Genomic DNA, 22,120 nt, shown 5'->3' with positions numbered 1-22,120 from the left:
AGTTCGTCTACGGGCGGCGCCCGGGGGGCGCCCTCACCCGAGACGACGCGCGACCGGGGCGGGGGTTGCCGTGCCCGCGGAAAAACTTTCGAGCCGCGGCCGGAGCCGGATCCTACGCGCACCCGGCCCGGGCAACGGCGGTCGAAGCCGGCCCGGGGCGGGGCGCCACGGCCCGGGCGACTACCGGGCCGCGGCGTCGAGTTGGGCCGCTCGGCCGGCCTCCACCGGTGGGTGCTCGTGCGCGCAGGCGTCGTCCGTGCCGTGCACCGCCCAGGCCGGGAACGGGTCGTCGGCCGCGGCGGGCGCCGCCTCGTCGGGGGCGAGGAGGCAGGCGGCCAGGGCGGCGTGCAGCGGCTCCGGGCGCAGGTCGGTGCCGATGAAGACGAGCTCCTGGCCGGTCGGACCGGGCGGCTCGGTCCGGTCGCCGGGCACGTCCCCGGCTCCGCCCCCCTCCCCGTCCACACCGGACGGTTCGAAGCGGGCGACGGTGCCGGCCTGCGACCACAGGCCGGTGACGCCGGGCCGGGTGGCGAGGCGGAAGAAGCCCTTGGAGCGCAGCACCGTGCCGTAGTCGCCGCTGTCCATCCGCGCGGTGACGAACTGCCAGAGGCGGCCCGGGTGGAAGGGGCGGTCGGCCCGGAAGACCGTGCTGGAGATGCCGTACTCCTCGGTCTCGGGGACGTGGTCGCCGTTGAGCTCCCGGACCCAGCCGGGCGCCTGTTGGGCGCGCTCCAGGTCGAAGCGGCCGGTGCCCAGGACCTCGGTGAGCGGCACCCGGCCGCGTTGCGCGGGGACGATCCGGGCGGCCGGGTTGAGGCGGGCGAGGGCGGCCGCCAGGCGCTCGGCGGCGTCCGCGTCGACCAGGTCGGTCTTGTTCAGGACGAGGACGTCGGCGAACTCGATCTGGTCCATCAACAGGTCGCTGACGGTGCGTTCGTCGTCCTCGTACTGGTCCAGGCCGCGCTCCACCAGGGCGTCGCCGCCGGCCAGTTCGGGCAGGAAGTTGGCCGCGTCGACGACCGTGACCATGGTGTCCAGGCGCGCCAGGTCGCCGAGGGTGGCGCCGTCGTCGCGGGGGAAGGCGAAGGTCGCGGCGACCGGCATCGGTTCGGAGATGCCGCTGGACTCGATCAGCAGGTAGTCGAAGCGGCCGGCGCGGGCCAGGCGGTCGACCTCCTCCAGAAGGTCGTCGCGGAGGGTGCAGCAGATGCACCCGTTGGTCATCTCGACCAGCCGCTCCTCGGTGCGGGAGAGCGCCGCGTCGCCGCCGCGGACCAGCGCGGCGTCGATGTTGACCTCGCTCATGTCGTTGACGATGACCGCGACCCGCAGGCCCTCCCGGTTGCCCAGGACGTGGTTGAGCAGGGTGGTCTTGCCCGCGCCGAGGAAGCCGGAGAGCACGGTGACGGGCAGCCGGGGGTGCGTCATGCCCGGTCAGCCCTTCGGGTCGAGCAGGCCGCGCTGGTACGCCTTCGCCAGGCGCTGCGGCACCTGGTACACGACGCCGTCGACGGTGATCGGCACCAACTGCGACGCGGTGGCCTTCCATTGGGCGCGGCGGTGGCGGGTGTTGCTGCGGGAGAGCTTGCGCTTGGGTACGGCCATGGTGGCGGGCCTCCGGGGATCGGGACGGGTGGACGATCGAGGGGGAGGCTATATGGAAATGGGTACCGTTTCCAAGTAGAGTGGGTGCAGTGCCTGGGGTCACGGCACGCACAACGCCCGGGGCGGCCAGTGGGGGCGGCCCCGGGCGCTTGCCGTGCGCGGGCTCGGCACGTGGTGCGCCGGCCCGGACGGTGCGTGGGTCAGATGGTGGCGGTGTCGATGACGAAGCGGTAGCGCACGTCGCTGGCGAGCACCCGCTCGTACGCCTCGTTGATCCGGTCCGCCGCGATCACCTCGATGTCCGCGGTCAGGCCGTGCTCGGCGCAGAAGTCGAGCATCTCCTGGGTCTCCGCGATGCCGCCGATCAGCGAGCCGGCGAACGACCGGCGGCCGCCGATCAGCGCGAACGGGACGATGGGCAGCGGCTTTTCGGGGACGCCGAGCTGGACCAGGGTGCCGTCGGTGCGCAGCAGGCCGAGGTAGGCGTTGAGGTCCAGGTTGGCCGAGACGGTGTTGACGATCAGGTCGAAGGTGCCGGCCAGCGCCTCGAACGTGGCCGGGTCGCTGGTCGCGTGGTAGTGGTCCGCGCCGAACCGCATGCCATCGTCCTTCTTGCGGAGCGACTGGCTCAGGACGGTGACCTCGGCGCCCATCGCGTGCGCGATCTTGACGCCCATGTGCCCCAGGCCGCCCAGGCCGACGACGGCGACCTTCTTGCCGGGGCCGGCACCCCAGTGGGCGAGCGGGGAGTAGAGGGTGATGCCGGCGCAGAGCAGCGGGGCGGCGGCGTCCAGCGGGAGCGCGTCGGGGATGCGCAGCACGTAGTTCTCGTCGACGACGACGTGGGTGGCGTAACCACCGTAGGTGGGCTCGCCGTTGCGGTCGGTGTCGTTGTAGGTGTTGACGGTGCCGAGCTCGCCGGTGCAGTACTGCTCCAGGCCGGCGCGGCAGTTGTCGCAGGTGCGGCAGGAGTCGACGAAGCAGCCGACGCCGACCCGGTCGCCCACGGCGTAGCGGGTGACCTCGGAGCCGGTCGCGGAGACCACGCCGGCTATCTCGTGGCCGGGCACGATCGGGAAGTTGCCGTCGTCGCCCCACTCGGCGCGGACGGTGTGGATGTCGGAGTGGCAGATGCCGGCGAACTTGATGTCGATCAGGACGTCGTGGGCACCCAGCTCGCGGCGCGGGATGGTGATCCGCTCCAGCGGGGCCTTCGGTGCGGGGGCGGCGTACGCGGCGACAGAGGTGTGGGTCATGCCACCGAGCATGCGGCGTCACCTGGGCCGTAACCAGTGCACCCTTGAACATATGAACCCCGTGCCTACTACTGACGGAACCACCCAGCCGGGCCCCGCGGTGGTCGACCGGCGCACCGAGCTGAGCGCGTTCCTGCGCTCGCGGCGGGCCCGGCTGCGGCCCGCGGACGTCGGGCTGCCGGAGCACGGGCGGCGCCGGGTGCCCGGGCTGCGCCGCGAGGAGCTGGCGCAGCTCGCCGGGGTCAGCGTGGCGTACTACATCCGGCTGGAACAGGGCCGGGGCGCGGGCGTCTCGGACGCGGTGCTGGACGCGATCGGCACCGCGCTGCGGCTCACCCCGACCGAGCGCGACCACCTGCGCCACCTCGCCCGTCCGGCCTCCCGGAGGCTGCGGACCGCCGCCCGCCCGCAGCGGGTCGGGCCGGCCTGCCGGCAGGTGCTGGACGCGCTGGAGCTGGTCCCCGCGTTCGTGGTGGGCCGGGGCCTGGACATCATCGGCTGGAACCGGCTCGGCTGCGCCCTGTTCGGGGACTTCCCCGCGATGCCCCGCGAGCGGCGCAACCTCGCCCGGCAGGTCTTCCTGGACCCGGCGACCCGCGCGCTGTACGTGAACTGGGAGGGCAAGGCGGAGGTGGTGGTCGGGCTGCTCCGGCGCGAGCTGGGGCGGGCGCCGGACGATCCCGCGCTGGCCGGGCTGGTCGCCGAACTGTCCGAGGTGAGCGGGGAGTTCCGCCGGCTGTGGGCCCGGCACGACGTGCAGGACAAGGGCTTCGGCGTGAAGCAGCTCAACCACCCGGTGGTGGGCCCGCTGACCCTGACCTACGAGACGCTGAGCGTGGCGGCCGACCCGGAGCAACTGCTGGTCACCCACCACGCGGCCGCCGGCTCCCGGTCCGAGGACGCGCTGCGCGCGCTGGCCGCGGGCCTGGCGTAGGGCGGACGGGCGCGCCCCGGTCCCGCCGGGAAGTGCGGGGCCGGGGCGCGCGCCCTTCGGTCGGCGGCCGGTCAGTCGGTCACCGTGATCGCGGCGGCCGGGCAGATGGCCGCCGCCTCGCGGACCGCGTCGTGCAGCGCGGCCGGCGGCGCCGGGTCGAGGACGACCACGATGCCGTCCTCCTCGCGCTGGTCGAAGACGTCCGGGGCGGCGAGGACGCAGGAGCCGGCGCCGCAGCACTTCTCCTGGTCGGCGTGGATGCGCATGGTCGGTGCTCCCAAGTGGTGGGTGGTGGACGGTGGTTGGGGCGCGGGCGCCGCGGCTACCAGGCGACCGGCAGCGAGTGGACCCCGTAGATCTGCATGTCGCCGCGGAACGGGACCTCCTCGTACGGGATGGCCAGGCGCAGGTCCGGCAGCCGGCGCAGCAGCGTCGTCAGGGCGATCTGGAGCTCCACCCGGGCCAGCGGCTGGCCCAGGCACTGGTGGACGCCGAAGCCGAAGGCGACGTGCCGGCGGGCGTCCCGGGTCACGTCGAGGGCGTCGGCCTCGGGGAAGACCGTCGCGTCCCGGTTGGCGGAGTTGATCATGCACAGCACGCCCTCGCCGGCGCGGATGGTGCTCTCGCCCAGGACGACGTCCTCGGTGGCGACCCGGGGGACGCCGTTGTGCACGATCGTCAGATAGCGCAGCAGCTCCTCGACGGCCCCGTTGATGAGCCCGGGTTCGGCGCGCAGCCGGGCGAGTTGGTCGGGGTTGCGGAGCAGGGCCAGGGTGCCCAGCGAGGTCATGTTGGCGGTGGTCTCGTGCCCGGCGACCAGCAGCAGCCGCCCCATGGACGCGATCTCGCCGTCGGAGAGCTCGCCGCGGGCGACCAGCCGGCTGACGATGCCGTCGTCCGGCCGCTCCCGCTTGGCCTGCGCCAGCCGGGTCAGGTACTCCACCAACTCGTCGAGGGCGGCCTTGACTTCGGCGGCCGTGGAGCGCAGGGCGAGCAGGATGCCGCTGCGCTCCTGGAAGAACTCGTGGTCCTCGTAGGGGACGCCGAGCAGCAGGCAGATCACCAGGGAGGGCAGCGGCAGCGCGAACTCCCGCACCAGATCGGCAGAGTTGCGCCCGGCGGCCATCCTGTCCAGCAGGTCGTCGGCGAGGTGCTGCACCTCAGGGCGCATCGCCTCGACCTTCTTGACCATGAACTCGGCGGTGAGCATCCGGCGCAGCTTGGCGTGGCCCGGGTCGTCCATGCGGATGAACGTCGGTGCCCGGCCGATGACTTCGCGGGCGCCGGCGGTGAGGAAGGGGAAGCCGGGACGCAGGCCGTCGGCGCTGAAACGCGGGTCGCCGAGCACCGTGCGGACTTCCTGATGGCCCGTCACCAGCCAGCAGGGGGAGTTGTCCCAGAGGGTCGCCCGGGTGAGCGGCTCGGCGCGGGCCGCGTCGGCGACGGCGGGGGCGGGGTCGAACGGGCAGCCCGGGGCGCGGCTGGCGGGGACGGTGAGGGTGTCGGGGGGAGCGGTGCGTTCTGCGGTCGTCATGCGGCCGGTCCTTCCGCGTGGGTTTAATTACCTAACTTAGGTAACTAAGTTGGGACCACGCTAACCCGGGCACGGCGGGAGAGGGAAGGACGGATCGCGGCATGACCGAAGTTGGCTCGAACCGTACGGGCGGGGGTGGGCGGATCCTGGTACGGACCGCGGCGGATCCGGGGAGCGGGGGCGGCTACAGTTCCCCCATGTCGGACCCCGCACCCGCCCAGGACTCCACCGTCGCCCTGCAGAAGGTGCTGGCCACGCTGTCCTATCTGCTCACCCGCTCGCGGGCGCACGAGCGGTTCGCGAGCGAGGCGGGCATCTCGGCCGGTCGGTCCGGGCTCTATCTGCTGATGGCGCTGGCGGACAGCGGGGGCGTCAGCCGGGTCGGCGACCTGGCGGCGCAGTTGCTGGTCGAGCCCCCGCACGTCACGCGGCAGATCGGCGAGTTGGAGGCGCAGGACCTGGTCGAGCGCACCACGGACGAGCAGGACCGGCGGGCCCGCCGGGTGGCGATCACGCCGCACGGCAAGGCCGTCCTGGAGAGCTTCCAGGCGGCCAGGTTGGCCGGATTGCGTCAGGCGCTCAGCGACTTCGACGACGCCGATCTCGGCACCACGAAGGCGGTGTTGGAGCGGCTGGTGACCTACGTCCGCGACAGGCACGCGGAGGAGCCGCGGCCGCGCGGGACGTGAGGCTCCCGGGGGCGGGCGCCGCGGCGGCCCGCCCCCGGGAGCGGTGGCACGGTGGTGCCGGTGGCGCTATTCGATCTCGACGCGGCCGCTGCGCGCGGGGCCGTTGCCGTTCCCGCCGCCGTTCGCCGCGGCGTTGTCGGACGCGTTCGAGGTGCCGAGGTTGCGGCGGACCGAGTCGAGGATGGTCAGGCCCTGGCCGACCAGGCCGGCGGCGATCTCGCCCAGGCCGTCGGTGCCGTTGAGGACGTTGACGTTGGCGTTGGCCAGGCCCGCGGACGCCTCCTTGACGATCTGCGGGAGCTGGTCGATCAGCATCCGGTCCAGCGCCACCCGGTCGTGCGAGGCGGCCGCCTCGGCCTGGATCTTCATCCGCTCCGCCTCGGCCGTGGCCAGCAGCTTGATCCGCGCGGCCTCCGCCTCGGCCGGCTTGACCACCTCGGCGACCAGCTCCTGCTGGCGCAACTGGGCGCGGCGCTCGGCCAGTTCGGTCTGTGCGGCCAGCACCTCCTGCTGGGCGTGGGCCTGGGCGAGCGGGCCGGCCTGGGAGGCGCGGGCCTGCGCGCGGTCCACCTCGGCGGAGTACTCGGCCTGGACCACCGCGGTCTGCCGGGAGTACTCGGCCTGATTGCGCGCCGCCTCCTGCTGCGCCTCGACGGACGCCTGGGTGGCCTGCGCCTGGGCGATCTGCGCCTGGCGCTGGATGGCCGCCTTGTGCGGCGCGGACATCGCCTCGATGTAGCCGGTGTCGCCGTCGTCGATCGACTGGATCTGCAACGAGTCCACGATCAGGCCGATCTTGGCCATCTCGGTCTTGGAGGTCTCCAGGACCTCGGTGGCCAGCTTCTGCCGCTCGGTGACGATCTCCTCGACCGTCATCGAGCCGATGATGGAGCGCAGATGACCGGCGAAGATCCGGCCGGTCAGGATCGACATCTGCTCCTGGTCGGACAGGAAGCGCTGGCCGGCGTTGACGATGCTCTCGGTGTCGTTGCCGACCTTGAACGCGATCACGGCGCGCACCGTCAGGGCGATGCCCTGCCGCGTCACGCACTTCTCGGCCACCTCGGACTCGCACATCGCCAGCGTCAGGAAGCGGACCTTGCGGAACACCGGCAGCACGAACTTGCCGTGGCCGGTCACCACCCGGAAGGGCGCCCCGCCCTGTCCCCGCCTGCCACCGGAGATCAACATGGCTTGATCGGGGGAAGGAACGCGGTAACCGAACATCACTCGTCTCCTCAACCAGCGTCGCCGGCGTCACCGGCCGACGCGTCCAACGGATCAGCCCACTCGATGACGTCGACCTGGCGATTGCCACGGGACTCGATCACGAGCACGGTCGCCCCCACTGGCAGGGGCTCGGGGGACCAGGCGAGGAACGTCTCGGAGCCGCCCCGGATCCGTACCAGAACCTCACCGGGTCCGGCAGCCCCGCGCGTGCCGATCAGCAGCACTCCGGTACAGCCGACCACGGCTTCATCCCGGGCCATCGATCGCTGCCCTCCCCCGTTACGTTCTCTGGAATCCGACCATAGCGCTCCGGGGGGCGGCGGCCTATGCCGGGAGGGCGGCGAGTTGGGGTACGGCTGGGAGCGCGGTTCCCGCGGCGCCCTAGCCCCGCCGGGCCGCCGGGTCAGGGAGGAGCGGCAGGAGGAGGGCGACCAGCGCGGCCAGGGCGGCGTTGGCGGTCAGGGCGCAGGTCAGCGCGTGGCCGTAGGCGGCGGCGTCCTGGTGCGCGGCGGGGCCGAGGGCGCCGTAGAAGAGGACGCCGAGGACGGCCACCCCGACCGCGCCGCCGACCTGCTGGCCGGTGGAGAGGACGCCCGAGGCCAGGCCGGTCTCCTCGGGCCGGACGCCGGCGAGGACCGCGCCCAGCAGCGGCGTCACCAACAGGCCGTTGCCCGCGCCGACCAGGGCCAGCGGCGCGACCAACTGCCCGGCGGTCAGGCCGGCCCCGGCGGCCGTGGCCAGCGCGACGGTCGAGCCGAAGCCGAGGACGACGAGCAGCGCGCCGGCCTGGAGGACCCGTCGCCCCAGGTGGGCCAGCCGGCCGGCGAGCAGGCTGGTGGCGAGGAAGACCACCGCGAACGGCGTGTAGTACAGGCCGGCGCCGAGCGCGTCCTGCCCCAGCCCGTCCTGGAGGGTCAGCGAGAAGACCAGGAAGAAGGAGTTGATGCCGGCGTAGGTGAGCAGCACCAGGAGCATGCCGACCGCGAAGGGCCGCTCCCGGAACAGCCGCAGCCGCACCAGCGGCTCCCCGCCGGACGCCGCCACCCGCCGCTCCACCAGCACGAACGCCACGAACGCCAGCACACTGGCGGCCAGGCTGAGCCACGTCCACACGGGCCAGCCGGCCGGCCGCCCCTCGACCAACGGGACGACCAGCAGCCCCAGCGCCACCGTGAGCACCCCGGCGCCCGGCAGGTCGAGCCGGCGCGCACGGGGGGCGCGCGACTCCGGCACGTAGCGCGCGGTGAGCGCCACCGTCACCACCCCGACCGGCACGTTGACCCAGAAGACCGGCCGCCAGGAGGAGCCGAGGAGGTCGGCGGAGACCAGCACGCCGCCGAGCACCTGCCCGACGGCGCCGGCCAGGCCGATCACCGCGCCCAGCGCCCCGAACGCCCGGGCCCGCCGCCCGGCCGGCACCAGCACCTGCAGCAGCGCGAAGACCTGCGGGAACATCGCGGCCGCGGACAGCCCCTGGACCAGCCGGGCGGCGATCAGGAACCCCGCCCCGGGCGCCAGCGCGCAGCCCACCGACGCGAGGGTGAACAGCGCCATCCCCGACTGGAACAGCCGCTTGCGGCCGAACCGGTCGCCGAGCCGGGCGCCGGTGATCAGGGCGATGGCGTAGGTGAGTTGGTAGCCGGCGAGGATCAACTGGACGTCGGCGTCGGACGCGTGCAGGTCCGCCTGGATGGCGGGCGCCGCGACCAGCACGATGAAGGTGTCGAGAACGGCCATGAAGGCGCCGGTGAGCACGAGCGGGAGGGCGCCCCGGGGAACGGGCGCGGGGCGGTCGGGAAGCGGGGCCGGGACGGTGCGCTCGGCCTCGGTCGGAGGTGGTGTCTGAGCCATGCGGCCACGCTCGCGCAGCCCCCAACGGCCGTACAGAGAGCGATTATGCTGGTGTTTTTCCCACCACCGTCGTTCCCAGCCGCGTCGTTCCCAGCACCGTCCCGCCGGAGCTCTCGTCCCCGCACCGTCCGTCGCGCACGGGCCGCGCGGGGCCCGGTCCGGCCGGAGGTCCGTCCGCCCGCACGACACCCGAGGAGCCCATGTCCGACCAGGAACGGCGGCGCGCCCTCGCGGAGTTCCTGCGGGCGCGCCGGGAGCGGATCACCCCGCGCGAGGCGGGCGTCCTGGCCGGGCCGCGCCGCCGCACCCCCGGGCTGCGCCGCGAGGAGGTCGCCCAACTCTCCGGCGTCAGCGTCACCTGGTACACCTGGTTGGAGCAGGCGAGGGACATCGGCGTCAGCCGTCAGGTCCTGGCCAGCCTGGCGCGCGCCCTGATGCTCGGCTCGGTCGAGCAGCGCCATCTGTACGCGCTGGCCGGCGAACTCCCCCCGGAGCAGCCGCCCGGAGCCGGCCCGGGGCCCGCCCTGCAACGCTTGGTGGACGCCCTGGACCCGCACCCGGCCTATCTGCTCGACGCCAACTGGGACCTGGTCGCTTGGAACCGCGCCGAGGCCGGCCTGATCGGCGATCCGGGCCAACTCGCCCCCGGCGAACGCAACCTGCTCTGGCTGGTCTTCACCGACCCGACGATGCGGACGCTGCTGGCCGACTGGGAGGGCCAGGCGCGGGACCTGGTCGCGCAGTTCCGGGCCGATGCCGGCGAGCGGTTCGGCGATCCGCGCGTGGCGCGGCTCACCGAGGAACTCGCCGCGCGCAGCGTGGAGTTCGCCAGGTGGTGGGAGGCCCACCACCTGGCGGAGCTCGGCAGCAGCCGCCGTACCTTCCACCACCCCAGGGCCGGCGACCTCACCTTCGACTACGTGAAGCTGGCGGCCCTCGACGCGCCCGGCGTCAAGCTGTTCGTGTGCATGCCCGGCGACGAGCGGACCCGGCAGAGCCTGCCGCTGCTGCGGGGCGAGCGAGACGAGCGGGGCGAGCGGGATGAGTGAGGGCGCCGGGCGTCAGCAGCCGCCCGTGGTCGCGGAGGAGGCCGCCGCCGCGGCCACGGCGGCGTTGGTGTTGCCCCGCGCCGCCCGGTCTCCCGCGCGCTTGGCCTCCTCAAGGCCGGCGCCCCGGATGCCCGCCGCCATGGTGGCTTCCATCCGGCGCCGCTCCACCAACTCGGCGCGCTGACGCTTCAGTTTGCTCAGGAACGACATCATGGACCTCCCGTTTCCCCTGTGAAGACGCTCAAGCTTCCTGTCCGATCCACCATACGGCCGAGGTACGACAATCCCCGTCGCCGCCACCGCGTGCCGCCCCAACTCCGGCTCACCGCAACGGAATCAGGGCGTCGCGCTCCCCGTCTGCCCGCGCCCCGAAGATCCGCCGCTCCCGCTCCCCGATCCGCACGTCATGGATCCCCGCCTCCCGCCGCCGCATCAACCCCAACTCGTCGAACTCCCACAGCTCGTTGCCGTAACTCCGCCACCACTGCCCCTCGGCATCCCGGCACTCGTACTGGAACCGCACCGCGATCCGGTTCCCCGCGTACGACCACAGCTCCTTCCGCAGCGCGTACTCCAGCTCCCGCGCCCACTTCTGCCGCAGGAACGCGACGATCTCGGCGCGCCCGCAAAGGAAGGTGTCCCGATTCCGCCAGACCGATTCCTCGCTGTAGGCGAGCGCCACCCGCTCCGGGTCCCGGCTGTTCCAGGCGTCCTCGGCCGCCCGCACCTTCTGCCGGGCACTCGCCTCGTCGAACGGGGGCAACGGCGGCCGCGGCACGGACGGACCCGGGCCGGCGGGCATGGCAGACACCTCGGACATGACAGGACTCCCTCTGGGGCTTCGGGCCTCTGCGTCTCTGGGCAAGTGACGCCGAACGAGCGGGAGAACGGTCGTTCTCCTCGCCTCCGCTATCCTAGAGAACGATCGTTCTCCCGGGAAGGCAGGCCCGTGTCGGACCACGACGCCCTACGGACGCGCATCCTCGATGCCGCCGAGCAACTCTTCTACGCGCGCGGCATCCAGGCCGTCGGCATGGACCAACTCCGCACCGCCGCCGGCGTCTCCCTCAAGCGCCTCTACGGCACCTTCCCCGCCAAGCACGACCTCGTCGAGGCGTATCTGCGCCGCCGCGACGAGCGCTGGCGGGCCGCCCTCGCCACCTTCGTGGACGCGCACGCCGACACCCCGACCTCCCGCGTCCTCGCCGTCTTCGACTGGCTGGCGACCTGGTTCGCCGCCCCGGACTTCCGCGGCTGCGCCTTCCTCAACGCCCACGGCGAGTTGGCCCCCACCTCGGACGCCGTCGCCCGCATCACCCGCGACCACAAACAGGCCCTCCACGCCTACCTCACCGACCTCGTCCGCCCCCTGCCCCACCCCACCCCCACCGCCCTGGCCGACCAACTGGCCCTCCTCATAGACGGAGCCATTACCACCGCCGCCCTCACCCACACCCCGACCCCGGCCCACACGGCCCGCGGGGTGGCGGGGGTGCTGGTGGGGGTGGGGGCGACCGCCTGACGGCGCGTATGCGGTGGTCACCGTGGTCGGGGGTGCTTCGCGCTGGTCCGTGTGGGGTTCTCAGCGAGGGCGCCTGACGCGTGCGGTGGTGAGGTGGCGCATCGGGTCGATGCGAGTGTGTCGGCTGCCGTTGTGTCGACTGCCGTGACGGTGGTGAAGGTGGGGTTTCTGGTGCCGGTTGTGTTACTGCGCGCCAGTTGGGGACGCTGGTGCGCAGTTTGAGCACGGCGACGGCACCCCCGGACCCGGAGGGGAGCGGGGGTGCCGTGGGGGACGCGCGGATCAGGCCAGGGTGCGGCCCAACTTCTCCAGGGCCTCGGTCAGTTCGGTCTCCGTGATCGTCAGGGGCGGGGCGAGGCGGATGGTGGAGCCGTGGGTGTCCTTGACGAGGATGCCTTCTTGGAGGAGGCGTTCGCTGAGGGCGCGGCCGGTGCCGAGGGCGGGGTCGATGTCGACGCCGGCCCAGAGGCCGCGGGAGCGGAAGGCGGTGACGCCGCGGCCGAGGAGGTCGGTGAGGCCGGAGTGCAGGACCTTGCCCAACTCCGCGGCGCGGTCCTGGAACTCGCCGGTGGACAGGAGGTCGACGACGGCGGTGCCGACGGCGGCGGCGAGGGGGTTGCCGCCGAACGTCGAGCCGTGTTGGCCGGGGCCGAGGACGGACATGACCTCGCGGCGGGCGACGACGGCGGAGACCGGGACGATGCCGCCGCCGAGGGCCTTGCCGAGCAGGACCACGTCGGGGCGGACCTCTTCGTGGTCCACCGCCAGCGTGGTGCCCGTGCGGCCGAGGCCGGACTGGATCTCGTCGGCGATCATCAGGCAGCCGGCGCGGGTGGTGAGTTCGCGGACGCCGGCGAGATAGCCGTCGTCGGGGATGAGGACGCCGGCCTCGCCCTGGATGGGCTCGATGAGGACGGCGGCGGTGGTGTCGTCGAGGGCGGCTTCGAGCGCGGCGAGGTCGTTGTAGGGGACGGTGCGGAAGCCGGGGGTGTAGGGGCCGAATCCGGCGCGGGCGTCCTCGTCGTCGGAGAAGCTGACGATGGTGGTCGTGCGGCCGTGGAAGTTGCCGCTGGCGACGACGATGGTGGCCCGGTCGGCGGGCACGCCCTTGACCTCGTAGGCCCACTTCCGGGCGACCTTGATGGCGCTCTCGACGGCCTCGGCGCCGGTGTTCATCGGGAGGACCATGTCCAGGCCGGTGAGCTCGGCCAGGCCCTCGGCGAAGCCGGCGAGGCGGTCGTGGTGGAAGGCGCGGGAGGTGAGGGTGAGGGCGTCCAACTGGCGGTGGGCGGCCTCGATGAGCGTCGGGTGGCGGTGGCCGAAGTTCAGGGCCGAGTAGCCGGCCAGCATGTCGAGGTAGCGGCGGCCCTCGACGTCCTCGACCCAGGCGCCCTCGGCGCGGGCGATGACGACGGGGAGGGGGTGGTAGTTGTGGGCCAGTACGGGGGACTCCGCCTCGATGAGCTCGGCGGAGGACCGGTCTGCGGTGCGGGTGGATGCGGTCGTCATGGGCGCAGCTCCTGAGTGCAGCACTTGATGCCGCCGCCGGCCTTGTGGAACTCGGAGAGGTCGACGGGGACGGGGACATAACCACGGGCGGTGAGCCGGTCGATCAGGCCGGTGGCCTGGGGCGCGATGAAGACGTGGTGGCCGTCGGAGACGGAGTTGAGGCCGAAGGCCAGGGCGTCGTCGCGGGTGGCGAGGACGGCGTCGGGGAAGAGGCGGCGGAGCACCTCACGGCTGCCGGGGGAGAAGGCGCCGGGGTAGTAGGCGAGGGTGGCGGCCCCGTCGCCGCCGGCCGTGCCGTCGTCTGGGACGCCGTCGTCGAGGACGAAGAGGGCCGTGTCCAGGTGGTAGAAGTACGGGTCGGTGAGGTGGAGGCTGATCACCGGGAGGCCGAAGTGCTCCTGGACCTCGGCGTGCGCCTCGCGGGTGGTGCGGAAGCCGGTGCCGGCGAGGAGGTAGCCGCCGGCCGGGACGAGGTCGCCCTCGCCCTCGCACGGGGACTCGGGCCGGTAGAGGTCGTAGCCGGCGGCCTTGAACCAGATCTCGTACTCGCGGGTCTCCGGACGGCGCTGCGGGGCGTGGAAGAGCGAGCCGAAGGCGCGGCCGCCGACGACGAGGGCGGAGTTCGCGGCGAAGACCATGTCGGGGAGGCCGGGGGTCGGCTCCATGACCTCGACGGTGTGGCCGTGCTCCCGGTAGGCGCCGACCAGCTCCGCCCACTGCCGGCCGGCCAGCGCGGTGTCGACCTCGGCGGCCTCCTGCATCCAGGGGTTGATGGCGTACCGGACGTCGAAGTGGGTGGGCCGGCAGACCAGGTAGCGCCGGGGACGGGGGGTGCGGCGCGCGCCGGGGCGCGCGTCGGCGGGACGGATCGTGGACACGGAATGGGGCCTCCGCTTCCTGTTGTGACGTTCCGTGGGAGATCGTCACCTGGGGCAATCCACGGTAAGGAGCGGTCGATTCCGGTCACAAGAAATGAGTGCTGCGTAAGGGCGCAGGAATGCTGCTTATGGGTGGCCATCACCGCGGGTTTCCGGCGCGCTGGGGCGACTGAGGACGCTCTCGGGCGCGGTCGGGGGCGGTGGCCCGGTCGCCGGGGCGGCGGCGGGCGCCCGCCTCGGGGCTGTCCGGGATCAGGTGGGAGAGGACCATGTAGCTGATCGTCTTCCGGATGAACGGCTCGGTCCGGATGCGTTCGAGGACCTCCTCGAAGTGCTCGACGTCGGTGGCCCGGACGTGCAGCAGGGCGTCGGCACCGCCGGTGACGGTCATCGCGGCGGCGATCTCCGGGTGGTTGCGGACCACCTCCGCCAGGCGCCGGGGCGGGGCCGCGCTGTCGCAGTACACCTCCACGTACGCCTCGGTGAGCCAGCCCAGGGCGGCGGGGCGGACGGTGGCGGAGAAGCCGGTGATCACGTTGTTCCGGCGGAGCCGGTCCACCCGGCGTTTGACGGCGGTGGGGGAGAGGCCGATGGCCGAGCCGATCTCCGCGAAGCTGGCCCGGCCGTTGTCGATCAGCGCGGCGACGATCTTGCGGTCCAACTCGTCGAACGGCGCGGACTTGGTGCTCATGGGGCGGTCTTCCTTCCTCTCCTCCTCCCGTCCCCGGGGGGCTTGGGAGTGCTTGTCACGGTAACGGTGGCCGGCCGGGGGTGGCGCAGCGACCGGAGACTTCCCCGAACCCGCAGGTCAGACATCCGTGCAGGTCACAGTGGGTGGCGTAACGCGGCCGTAACGGGGCTTGCCTAGCGTCGGGGGCGTTGGGAGCCGGCGGGAGGAGGGCGGCGATGGCGGACGACGCCGGGGCGGGGGAGGGGCTGACGCGCGCGGACCGGGCGCGGCGGGTGGCGCACGTGCTGCGCGGGCAGGTGCTGCGGGGCGCGTTCCCCGAGGGCGTGCTGCCCGACGAGCGGGCGCTGATCGCGGAGTTCGGGACCTCGCGGAACACCGTCCGGGAGGCGCTGGGGTTGCTGCGCGACGAGGGGCTGGTGGAGCGGCGGCGCGGGGTGGGGACGGTGGTGGTCGGCCGGACCTATGAGCACCCGTTGGGCGAACTGTCCGGTCTGGCCGAGGTGTTGCAGCGGCACGGCACGGTGGCCAACGAGGTGCGGGCGGCGCGGACCGTGCGGGCACCGGCCTCGGTGGCGCGGCGGCTGGGCCTCCCGGAGGGGAGCGAGGCGGTCTATCTGGAGCGGCTGCGCCGGGTGGACGGCACCCCGCTGTCGCTGGACTGCACGTACCTCATCCCCGAAGTGGGCGGCCCGCTGCTGGCGTTGAGGCGGGCGCGGCTGGAGAGCCGGGACGTCTTCGACCTGATCGAGCGGGCGGCCGGGCGGTCGTTGGGGTCGGCGGAGGTGGCCGTGCGGGCGGTGGTCGGGGACCCGGCGACGTGCGCGGTGCTGGGGATGCCGGCCGGGGGCGCGGTGCTGGCCGTGGACCGGCTGACGCGGCTGGCGGACGGGCGGCCGGCCGACCTGGAGTTCATCCATCTGCGCGGGGACCGACTGACGTTGCGGGCCCGGCTGGACCGGGTGCGGGAGGGGTGAGCCGGGTGCTCCAAGGCGTGCGCCCGCGGCCGTCGACGGCGGCGCCGCGGCGGTCGGTGACGGTCGCGATGTGCCTGTGCGTGACGCTGGTGGTGGGGATGGTCTCCGCGGTCAACCTGGCCATCCCGGACCTGTCCGCCGGGCCGCTGCACCCGTCCGCCGAGGCGGTGGTGTGGGTGGTGGACGGCTATGTGGTGGTCTTCGCCTGCCTGTTGGTGCCGGCCGGGGCGCTGGCCGACCGGCGCGGCCGCAAGGGCGTGCTGCTGTGCGGGATGGCGGTCTTCGTCGTCGGCTCGGCGGTGTGCGCGGCGGCGCCGCACGTCGGGGTGCTGGTCGCCGGGCGGATGCTCAGCGGGGTGGGCGCCGCGGCCGTCCTGCCGAACACCCTGGCGCTGCTGGTGGACGGGCTGGCGGACGGGCCGCGGCGCCGGGCGATCGCGGTCTGGGCGGCGATGACGGGGCTGGCCGCGGTGCTGGGCAACGTGGGCGGCGGCGCGGCCATCCAGTACGGGAGTTGGCGGGCGCTGTTCGTCTGCGTGGTGCCGATCGCGGTGGGCGCCTGGCTGCTGGTCGCCGCCGTCGCGCCGGTGCCGGCGCGCCATCCGGGCCCGGCCGCGCCGCTGGCCGCGGCGCTGTTCACCGGCGGGTTCCTGGCGCTGCTCAACGGCATCGTGCGCGGGCCGCAGGCGGGCTGGCTGAGCCCGTGGGTGCTCGGCTCGCTCGCGCTGGCCGGGCTGCTGCTGACCGGCTGGGTCCGGCGCGAACTGCGCGCCCCGGAGCCGCTGTTGGACCCCCGGGTGCTGGCCCGCCCCGCCGTCCGGGCCGGGGCGGTCGGGATGGCGGTGCTGTTCGTCGGCATGTTCGGGCTGTTCTACCTCAACGGGCAGTACCTCCAATACGCCAAGGGCTACGGCCCGTTGGGTGCCGGGGTGCGGCTGCTGCCGATGGCGGCGGCGCTGCTGGCGGGGCCGCGCTGCGGGTTGCTGCTGGAGCGGCGGTGCGGGCGGCGGGGCGCGGTCGCCGCCGGGATGCTCGTACTGGCCGGCGGGCTGGCCACGGTGTCCGCGGCCGACGCCGGCACGCCGTACGCGCTGTACGCCCTCGGGGCCGGGCTGACCGCGCTGGGCTGCGGCACCGCGACCCCGCTGCTCTCGCACGCGATGATGGCCGCGCTGCCGCCGGAGCGGGCCGGGGTGGGCTCCGGACTCCAGAGCCTGACCCGGGAGTTGGGGAGCGCACTGGGGATCGCGGTGACCGGCACGCTCACCACCGCGGTCTTCACCGCCCACCTGCCGGCGCCGCTGGCCGGGCCCGGCGGCCCGACGACGGTGGCGGCGGCGCAGGCCGCGATCGGCGGCCGGGGGGCCGAGGGGGCCGCGGGCGCCGCGTTGCGCGCGGCGGTGGTGGACGCGTTCACGGGTGGGCTGCACGTGGCGATGCTGGCGTTGGCGGTGGGGGTGGGGGGTGCGGCGTTGGCGGTCTTCCGCTGGATGCCGAGGAGTTAGTGGGCGGGTGGCCGCTCTCCGTGCGTGGCGGGTGCCGGGGGTCTGCGGGGTGGTGGGTGAGGGAACGACGGGGCCGTCGTGGTAACCCCGAGACCAGAAGCGTGGGTTGGGCCTGCCCACCCAGGGCCTGTTCCTCAACCTCCCCCCTTGGGGTGGGGCCGGGGTTCGGCGGGAGGGTGTGGGGCCGGAGGGGTGGTGTCCTGGACGTAAGGCGAAGCAGTCCAGGACACCACCCCGGAGGCCCCGCACCCAGCACCCACCACCACCCACCGCCGGCCCCACCCCACAAACCCCCTACCGCGGCGTCACCCGCCGAATCGCGGCTCGCTTCACCACCGCCGGCCCCACCTCCGCCGCCCGCGCCACCAGCGCCCGGGCGTCCCAGTCGGGCGGCCAGCCCTCCCACAGCCGGAGCCGGCCGGCCACCACCACGGCGCGGATCTGGTCCCGGTTGGCGAGCCGGACGAGTTCCCAGCGCAGGTCGTAGGAGGGCGTCAGTTCGGGGACGGCCAGGTCCACCAGGAGATAGTCGGCGGCCTTGCCGACGGCTATCTGGCCGGTGACGCGGCCCAGGCCGAGGGCGTCGGCGCCGCCCGCGGTGGCGTGCTCCAGCCACAGGTGCCCGGCGCCGCACACCGAGTCGCCCGCGGCCAGCCCGTAGGCCAGCCGCTGGGCCGTCTCCGCGGCGTCCACCAGCCGGAAGCCGTCGCCGCGGGTGCCGTCGGTGCCGGTGCCGAAGCGGACGCCGAGCGCGGCCAGCATGGTGGCGTGCGCGACCGCGTTGCCCTTCCAGGCGCTGGCCACCGGGTTGTAGCTGATCGCCGCGCCGGTGTCGGCGAGTTGTCGCATCTCGGTGGGGGTCAGGAGGGTGGCGTGCGCGCCCAGGGTGTGCGGGCCGAGGGCGCCGAGGTGGTGCAGGTAGTCCACCGGGCGGCGCCCGACGCTCTTCAACGAGCGCTCCACGGAGGCCAGATGCTCGTTGACGTGGATCTGGAAGACCGCCCCGGCCTCGGCGCAGAGCTCCGCGGTCCGTCTCAGGACCGGGCCGGTGGCGTCCTCCGGGACGGCGATGGCCAGGGAGGGGTGGACCAGCGGGTGGCCGCCCCAGCGCCCCAAATGGGCCGGCCCACCGGTCCCGTTGGAGACGATCTTGCCCAGGACGCAGCGGATGCCGGCTTCCTCGGTGCCCTTGGCCACCGCCGCGACGTCGACCGGCGCCCGGGTTCCGGCGTCGGCGACGGTGGTGAAGCCGCCGCGCAGCGCCTCCAGGGCGGCCAACTTCGCGGACAGATAGGCGGTCTCGTCGTCCAGCGCGTGCTCCAGCGGCTCCCAGGTGGTCTTGAAGATCTCCGACGGCTGCCCGAACGACTGGGCCTTGCCGAAGCTCTGGGTGAGGTGGTGGTGCGCGTCGACGAAGCCCGGCATCAGCAGGTGGCCGTCGAGCCGGACCGGCGCCGGCCCGTCGCGGTGCGCGGCGAGCAGCCGGGCGGCCGGGCCGACCGAGCGGAAGGTGCCGCCCTCGACGAGGACGGCGTGGTCGCGCACCGGGCCGCCCGGCAGCAGCACCACCTCCGGGACGAGCAGTTGGCGGTCGCCGGCGAACTGGTCGGGGTGGAGCGGTGGTTGCCCCTTGGGACGCGCGCTTCCGGCCGACTGCTGGGCGTAGGCGGTGTCGGTGCCCGTCCCGCCGAGCAGTCCGCCCGCGCCCGCGCCGGCCACCCCGGCGAGGAAGCCGCGCCGCCCGAAGCCGGTGGGCGGCCCACCCTCCTCCCGCTCCGACTCCTGCGCCGCTCCCCGGTCCTGCCGCTCGTTCGCCGACCCGTTCGTCAACCCGCTCGCCTGCTTCCGTCGCCGCATACGTGGGCGCGGCCGGGCCCGGGGGACCGGGTCGGCCGCGCCGGGTGGCCCGACCCTAGGACCCGCCGCGAAGCGGAACAAGACTTTCGACATTCGGGATAGGGCGAGGCCGAGGGGCGGGTGGCGGAACCTCCCGAGGGCCGCCCGACGCCCCAGTTCAGGGCGGCTGCCGAGGGCCCATCCGGTGGCGTAACGCCGTCGAAACACGGTATGCGGGGCGGCCGTTGGGCCGGGGTCACCGAAGCTGACGGCCCGTCAAAACGGACCCGCTTATCTCACGAGCCCCGAGCGCCTCCGCCGCCGGCCCGGCGCCCCCGGCTGGCTCCCGGGTCCGACGGGGCTGGGGACGTCGGGGGCGCGGGTGGCGGCAGGGTGCTCGGGTGGCGGCCGAACACCCCTCGTCGGGGGCTGCCGACAACCCTCGGCGACCCCCCTCGCACCCGCAGTGACCTGCCCGTTTTGCCTGAATTTTCACATATGGGGCTTGTTGGGGTCGGGGGGTCGTCGTAGTGTCGGCAGTGTCGCGGACGAAGCGTTCCGCCGGACGAAACCCCCCAGGGAAGGCCCTGACGGGCGCGCCGAACCGCCACCAGAGCACGGTCCGGACACGCCGCGGCGACGTTCGATCACTGGAGGAGAAGATGACCTTCAAGGCATTCTTCCCCCGCAGCCGCAGAGACGACAGGGGCCGCGGTGGCGGCGACTGGGGCGGCGGCGGAGGTCGCGGAGGCGGATACGGCGGCGGTTATGGCGGCGGCTACGGCGGCGGCTATGGCGGTCGCGGAGGCCGCGGTGGATTCTTCGTCATCGTCAGGCTCTGAACCTGTACCGCTGTCACACGTATCCAGCGAACCGCTGATCTTAGACAACCCATGAGATGTGATCTGGGCCCGAGGGCCTGAGGCACACCCCGAGGCGGGCCCGCGCCCCACGCGCGAGCCGGCCTCGCGGGCTGTCGTCAACGGCCCCTGGTGGCCCACCACGTGACCACCATGCATCTGCGCAGCGCCCGCAGCACGCGCCGCGGCCGCCGGACGAGGACGGCCGACGGCCGGGAGCAGGCGACGGTCCAAACGGCGCAGCCGGTCACGGCGGTTGGGGCGGAGCAGCCGGCCAAGGCGGTCAGGAAGGTCAACGGCCAGAAACACAGAACGGCCGAGGACCGTACGCCGCCGGAGCCCGAACCCCCCGCGCCCCCTACGGCCACCGTCGCCCAACTCCCCACCGACACCCCCATCCTGACCCGGCACGTCGGCCCCGTGGAGGCGTTCCGCCGCTTCTGGCCGCTGACCCGGGGGGACCGCCGCTGGATGCTGATGGTCGGCGGGTGCGCCGTCGTCGCGGCCCTCGCCGAGACCGTCACGATCCTGCTCTTCGCCCAACTCACCGACACCGCCCTCAAAGAGGGCTCGGTCAGCGCCTTCTGGACCCCCGCCGGCACCTGGCTCACGGTGGCGGTCATCGGCGCCGTCGTCGGCTACCTCGGCAACTCCCTGGCCGCCTGGACCGCGGAACGCTTCCTGCTACGCCTGCGCGCCCGCGTCTTCACCCACCTCCAGACGCTGCCCCCGCACTTCTTCCAACGCAACCGCCGCGGCGACCTGGTGGAACGGCTCACCGGCGACGTCGACGCCATCGAACGACTCGTGGTCAGCGGCCTGGTGGGCGCCTGCGCGGCCCTCTTCTCCACCCTCTTCTACGGCGCCGCGGCCCTCTGGCTGCGCTGGGAACTGGCCCTGGCCACCTTCGTCGCCGCCCCCCTCTTCTACTTCGCCACTCGCCGCTTCACCAACCGGCTGCGCGAGGTCTCCCGCCGTCAGCGCGCCGCCGACGGCGCCCTCACCTCGGTCGTCGAGGAGACCCTGGTCAACGTCGTCCTCACCCAGGCGTACAACCGGCAGCGCGACGAGGAGGAGCGCCTGGGTCGGGAGGCCCGCCGCTGGCTGCGCGCCTCGGTCGCCAGCGCCCGCCTCAACGCCCTCTACGACCAACTCGTCGAGATCCTGGAGACCCTCTGCGTGCTGGCCATCATCGGCCTGGGCGCCTGGGAGATCTCCCAGCGCCGGATGACGCTCGGCCAACTCCTCGCCTTCGCCGCCTTCATCGGCTACCTCTACCCGCCCATCCGCTCCCTGGGCCGGCTCGGCCTGACCGCCACCGCCGCCACCGCCGCCGCCGACCGGCTGCTGGAGATCCTCGACGCCCACCCCGCCGTCACCGACCCGCCCCCGTCCCGCACCCTCCCCCTCCCGCACCGCGCCCGGGGCGAACTGCGCGTCGACGGCGTCACCTTCCGTTACCCCAACTCCCCCCACCACAACGCCCTCAGCTCCCTCACCTTCACCGCACACCCCGGCGCGTTCCTGGTCGTCACCGGCCCCAGCGGCGCCGGCAAGTCCACCCTCGCCGCCCTCCTGCTGCGCTTCTACGACCCGGACTCCGGCACCGTCCGCCTCGACGGCATCCCGGTCGACCGCCTCCCCCTGGCCGACCTCCGCCGCAACATCACCCTGCTCCCGCAGGAGACCCTGGTCCTCCACGACACCATCGCGCACAACATCGCCTCCGGCCGCGAGGGCCCCACCCCCACCCGCGAGGAGGTCGTCCGGGCCGCCCAGGCCGCCGACGCCCACGCCTTCATCACCGCCCTCCCGGACGGCTACGACACGGTCATCGCCCCCGCCACCGCCGCCCTCTCCGGCGGCCAACTACAGCGCGTCGCCATCGCCCGCGCCATGCTCCGCGACGCCCCCGTCCTCATCCTCGACGAGCCCACCACCGGCCTCGACACCCTCGCCGCCCAACGCATCCTGGCCCCCCTCCACCGCCTCGCCGCCGGCCGCACCACCCTCGTCATCACCCACGACCTCGACCTGGCCACCACCGCCGACCACATCCTCGTCCTCGACGACGGCCACCTCACCGAGTCCGGCACCCACCCCCAACTCCTCACCCACGCCGGCCTGTACGCAGACCTCTTCGAGGGACGGGCGTAGTGGGGCCTAAGCACGTGGCGGAAAGAAGCCGTTCCACCCA

General features: G+C 73.8%; 21 protein-coding genes. 7 read left to right on the top strand and 14 right to left on the bottom strand.

Going from position 1 to position 22,120, the window contains the following annotated elements; genetic code table 11:
* Window positions 1-180: 180 nt before the first annotated feature.
* The 3 genes from ACIQU6_RS06230 to ACIQU6_RS06220 form a co-directional block, all read right to left on the bottom strand.
* Window positions 181-1,428, bottom strand: a complete 1,248-nt coding sequence (locus ACIQU6_RS06230; RefSeq protein WP_403480445.1) for a GTP-binding protein — start codon at window positions 1,426-1,428, stop codon at window positions 181-183.
* A gap of 6 nt (window positions 1,429-1,434) precedes the next feature.
* Window positions 1,435-1,605 carry a 50S ribosomal protein L32 gene (gene rpmF / locus ACIQU6_RS06225; protein WP_403480444.1) on the bottom strand — a complete coding sequence of 57 codons (171 nt, stop codon included), beginning with the start codon at window positions 1,603-1,605 and terminating at the stop codon, window positions 1,435-1,437.
* Between the two features lie 200 nt (window positions 1,606-1,805).
* Window positions 1,806-2,861, bottom strand: a complete 1,056-nt coding sequence (locus ACIQU6_RS06220; protein ID WP_403480443.1) for an NAD(P)-dependent alcohol dehydrogenase — start codon at window positions 2,859-2,861, stop codon at window positions 1,806-1,808.
* Between the two features lie 52 nt (window positions 2,862-2,913).
* Here ACIQU6_RS06220 and ACIQU6_RS06215 point away from each other — a divergent pair, with 52 nt between their 5' ends.
* On the top strand, window positions 2,914-3,795 hold the full coding sequence (locus ACIQU6_RS06215; RefSeq protein ID WP_403480442.1) for a helix-turn-helix transcriptional regulator: 882 nt from the start codon (window positions 2,914-2,916) through the stop codon (window positions 3,793-3,795).
* A 71-nt stretch (window positions 3,796-3,866) separates the two neighbouring features.
* On the opposite strand, the gene ACIQU6_RS06210 is transcribed toward ACIQU6_RS06215, so the two are convergent.
* Entirely contained in the window at window positions 3,867-4,061 is a 195-nt protein-coding gene (locus ACIQU6_RS06210; protein WP_039634416.1) for a ferredoxin, read from the bottom strand.
* Between the two features lie 56 nt (window positions 4,062-4,117).
* On the bottom strand, window positions 4,118-5,329 hold the full coding sequence (locus ACIQU6_RS06205) for a cytochrome P450 (RefSeq protein WP_403480441.1): 1,212 nt from the start codon (window positions 5,327-5,329) through the stop codon (window positions 4,118-4,120).
* 197 nt (window positions 5,330-5,526) lie between these two features.
* On the opposite strand from ACIQU6_RS06205, the gene ACIQU6_RS06200 reads away from it, so the two are divergent.
* On the top strand, window positions 5,527-6,018 hold the full coding sequence (locus tag ACIQU6_RS06200; protein WP_403480440.1) for a MarR family winged helix-turn-helix transcriptional regulator: 492 nt from the start codon (window positions 5,527-5,529) through the stop codon (window positions 6,016-6,018).
* 66 nt (window positions 6,019-6,084) lie between these two features.
* Here the strand turns inward: ACIQU6_RS06200 and ACIQU6_RS06195 are convergent, their stop codons facing one another.
* The 3 genes from ACIQU6_RS06195 to ACIQU6_RS06185 form a co-directional block, all read right to left on the bottom strand.
* Entirely contained in the window at window positions 6,085-7,245 is a 1,161-nt protein-coding gene (locus ACIQU6_RS06195) for a flotillin family protein (RefSeq protein WP_403480439.1), read from the bottom strand.
* An 11-nt stretch (window positions 7,246-7,256) separates the two neighbouring features.
* On the bottom strand, window positions 7,257-7,508 hold the full coding sequence (locus ACIQU6_RS06190) for a hypothetical protein (RefSeq protein WP_403480438.1): 252 nt from the start codon (window positions 7,506-7,508) through the stop codon (window positions 7,257-7,259).
* A gap of 121 nt (window positions 7,509-7,629) precedes the next feature.
* Window positions 7,630-9,099 carry an MFS transporter gene (locus ACIQU6_RS06185; RefSeq protein ID WP_403480437.1) on the bottom strand — a complete coding sequence of 490 codons (1,470 nt, stop codon included), beginning with the start codon at window positions 9,097-9,099 and terminating at the stop codon, window positions 7,630-7,632.
* A 200-nt stretch (window positions 9,100-9,299) separates the two neighbouring features.
* On the opposite strand from ACIQU6_RS06185, the gene ACIQU6_RS06180 reads away from it, so the two are divergent.
* The gene (locus tag ACIQU6_RS06180) at window positions 9,300-10,148 is read left to right on the top strand and encodes a helix-turn-helix transcriptional regulator (protein WP_403480436.1); all 849 of its coding nucleotides are present in this window, start codon (window positions 9,300-9,302) and stop codon (window positions 10,146-10,148) included.
* A gap of 12 nt (window positions 10,149-10,160) precedes the next feature.
* Here ACIQU6_RS06180 and ACIQU6_RS06175 read toward each other — a convergent pair whose 3' ends face one another.
* Together ACIQU6_RS06175 and ACIQU6_RS06170 are read right to left on the bottom strand one after the other, a co-directional pair.
* Window positions 10,161-10,361: a hypothetical protein gene (locus ACIQU6_RS06175; protein WP_403480435.1), complete on the bottom strand. Its 201-nt coding sequence runs from the start codon at window positions 10,359-10,361 to the stop codon at window positions 10,161-10,163.
* Between the two features lie 109 nt (window positions 10,362-10,470).
* A complete protein-coding gene (locus ACIQU6_RS06170) occupies window positions 10,471-10,968 on the bottom strand; it encodes a nuclear transport factor 2 family protein (RefSeq protein WP_403480434.1) in 498 nt (165 codons plus the stop codon).
* A 129-nt stretch (window positions 10,969-11,097) separates the two neighbouring features.
* Between ACIQU6_RS06170 and ACIQU6_RS06165 the strand changes: the two genes are divergently transcribed.
* Window positions 11,098-11,670, top strand: coding sequence for a TetR/AcrR family transcriptional regulator (locus ACIQU6_RS06165; protein ID WP_403480433.1), 573 nt, complete (start codon window positions 11,098-11,100; stop codon window positions 11,668-11,670).
* Between the two features lie 282 nt (window positions 11,671-11,952).
* On the opposite strand, the gene rocD is transcribed toward ACIQU6_RS06165, so the two are convergent.
* The 3 genes from rocD to ACIQU6_RS06150 all read right to left on the bottom strand — a co-directional run bounded on the left by rocD (window position 11,953) and on the right by ACIQU6_RS06150 (window position 14,748).
* Window positions 11,953-13,179: an ornithine--oxo-acid transaminase gene (gene rocD / locus ACIQU6_RS06160; protein ID WP_403480432.1), complete on the bottom strand. Its 1,227-nt coding sequence runs from the start codon at window positions 13,177-13,179 to the stop codon at window positions 11,953-11,955.
* Window positions 13,176-14,057 carry a dimethylargininase gene (gene ddaH / locus ACIQU6_RS06155; protein ID WP_403480431.1) on the bottom strand — a complete coding sequence of 294 codons (882 nt, stop codon included), beginning with the start codon at window positions 14,055-14,057 and terminating at the stop codon, window positions 13,176-13,178. The genes rocD and ddaH overlap by 4 nt, the downstream gene beginning before the upstream one ends.
* Window positions 14,058-14,196: 139 nt before the next feature.
* The gene (locus tag ACIQU6_RS06150) at window positions 14,197-14,748 is read right to left on the bottom strand and encodes an Lrp/AsnC family transcriptional regulator (RefSeq protein WP_403480430.1); all 552 of its coding nucleotides are present in this window, start codon (window positions 14,746-14,748) and stop codon (window positions 14,197-14,199) included.
* Between the two features lie 215 nt (window positions 14,749-14,963).
* On the opposite strand from ACIQU6_RS06150, the gene ACIQU6_RS06145 reads away from it, so the two are divergent.
* A complete protein-coding gene (locus tag ACIQU6_RS06145) occupies window positions 14,964-15,722 on the top strand; it encodes a GntR family transcriptional regulator (RefSeq protein ID WP_403480429.1) in 759 nt (252 codons plus the stop codon).
* 5 nt (window positions 15,723-15,727) lie between these two features.
* On the top strand, window positions 15,728-17,227 hold the full coding sequence (locus tag ACIQU6_RS06140; RefSeq protein WP_403480428.1) for an MFS transporter: 1,500 nt from the start codon (window positions 15,728-15,730) through the stop codon (window positions 17,225-17,227).
* A 294-nt stretch (window positions 17,228-17,521) separates the two neighbouring features.
* Here ACIQU6_RS06140 and ACIQU6_RS06135 read toward each other — a convergent pair whose 3' ends face one another.
* Window positions 17,522-19,057, bottom strand: a complete 1,536-nt coding sequence (locus ACIQU6_RS06135) for an amidohydrolase family protein (RefSeq protein WP_403480427.1) — start codon at window positions 19,055-19,057, stop codon at window positions 17,522-17,524.
* A gap of 1,337 nt (window positions 19,058-20,394) precedes the next feature.
* Between ACIQU6_RS06135 and ACIQU6_RS06130 the strand changes: the two genes are divergently transcribed.
* Window positions 20,395-22,080: an ABC transporter ATP-binding protein gene (locus ACIQU6_RS06130; protein ID WP_403480506.1), complete on the top strand. Its 1,686-nt coding sequence runs from the start codon at window positions 20,395-20,397 to the stop codon at window positions 22,078-22,080.
* Window positions 22,081-22,120 lie beyond the last annotated feature (40 nt).

The organism is Streptomyces sp. NPDC090442, assembly GCF_044769405.1.
Lineage (GTDB): Bacteria > Actinomycetota > Actinomycetes > Streptomycetales > Streptomycetaceae > Streptomyces.
The sequence above is the reverse complement of the archived record's forward strand: the minus strand, read 5'-3'. Positions and strand labels throughout refer to the sequence as shown.

Bases quoted from the DNA above. Each gene is read 5' to 3' on its own strand.
- rocD (WP_403480432.1), bottom strand. From the start codon at position 13,179: ATGACGACCGCATCCACCCGCACCGCAGACCGGTCCTCCGCCGAGCTC.
- ACIQU6_RS06200 (WP_403480440.1), top strand. From the start codon at position 5,527: ATGTCGGACCCCGCACCCGCCCAGGACTCCACCGTCGCCCTGCAGAAG.
- ACIQU6_RS06150 (WP_403480430.1), bottom strand. From the start codon at position 14,748: ATGAGCACCAAGTCCGCGCCGTTCGACGAGTTGGACCGCAAGATCGTC.
- ACIQU6_RS06220 (WP_403480443.1), bottom strand. From the start codon at position 2,861: ATGACCCACACCTCTGTCGCCGCGTACGCCGCCCCCGCACCGAAGGCC.
- ACIQU6_RS06215 (WP_403480442.1), top strand. From the start codon at position 2,914: ATGAACCCCGTGCCTACTACTGACGGAACCACCCAGCCGGGCCCCGCG.
- ACIQU6_RS06130 (WP_403480506.1), top strand. From the start codon at position 20,395: ATGCTGATGGTCGGCGGGTGCGCCGTCGTCGCGGCCCTCGCCGAGACC.
- ACIQU6_RS06230 (WP_403480445.1), bottom strand. From the start codon at position 1,428: ATGACGCACCCCCGGCTGCCCGTCACCGTGCTCTCCGGCTTCCTCGGC.
- ACIQU6_RS06210 (WP_039634416.1), bottom strand. From the start codon at position 4,061: ATGCGCATCCACGCCGACCAGGAGAAGTGCTGCGGCGCCGGCTCCTGC.
- ACIQU6_RS06170 (WP_403480434.1), bottom strand. From the start codon at position 10,968: ATGTCCGAGGTGTCTGCCATGCCCGCCGGCCCGGGTCCGTCCGTGCCG.
- ACIQU6_RS06180 (WP_403480436.1), top strand. From the start codon at position 9,300: ATGTCCGACCAGGAACGGCGGCGCGCCCTCGCGGAGTTCCTGCGGGCG.
- rpmF (WP_403480444.1), bottom strand. From the start codon at position 1,605: ATGGCCGTACCCAAGCGCAAGCTCTCCCGCAGCAACACCCGCCACCGC.
- ACIQU6_RS06145 (WP_403480429.1), top strand. From the start codon at position 14,964: ATGGCGGACGACGCCGGGGCGGGGGAGGGGCTGACGCGCGCGGACCGG.
- ACIQU6_RS06175 (WP_403480435.1), bottom strand. From the start codon at position 10,361: ATGATGTCGTTCCTGAGCAAACTGAAGCGTCAGCGCGCCGAGTTGGTG.
- ACIQU6_RS06185 (WP_403480437.1), bottom strand. From the start codon at position 9,099: ATGGCTCAGACACCACCTCCGACCGAGGCCGAGCGCACCGTCCCGGCC.
- ACIQU6_RS06205 (WP_403480441.1), bottom strand. From the start codon at position 5,329: ATGACGACCGCAGAACGCACCGCTCCCCCCGACACCCTCACCGTCCCC.
- ACIQU6_RS06195 (WP_403480439.1), bottom strand. From the start codon at position 7,245: ATGTTCGGTTACCGCGTTCCTTCCCCCGATCAAGCCATGTTGATCTCC.
- ACIQU6_RS06190 (WP_403480438.1), bottom strand. From the start codon at position 7,508: ATGGCCCGGGATGAAGCCGTGGTCGGCTGTACCGGAGTGCTGCTGATC.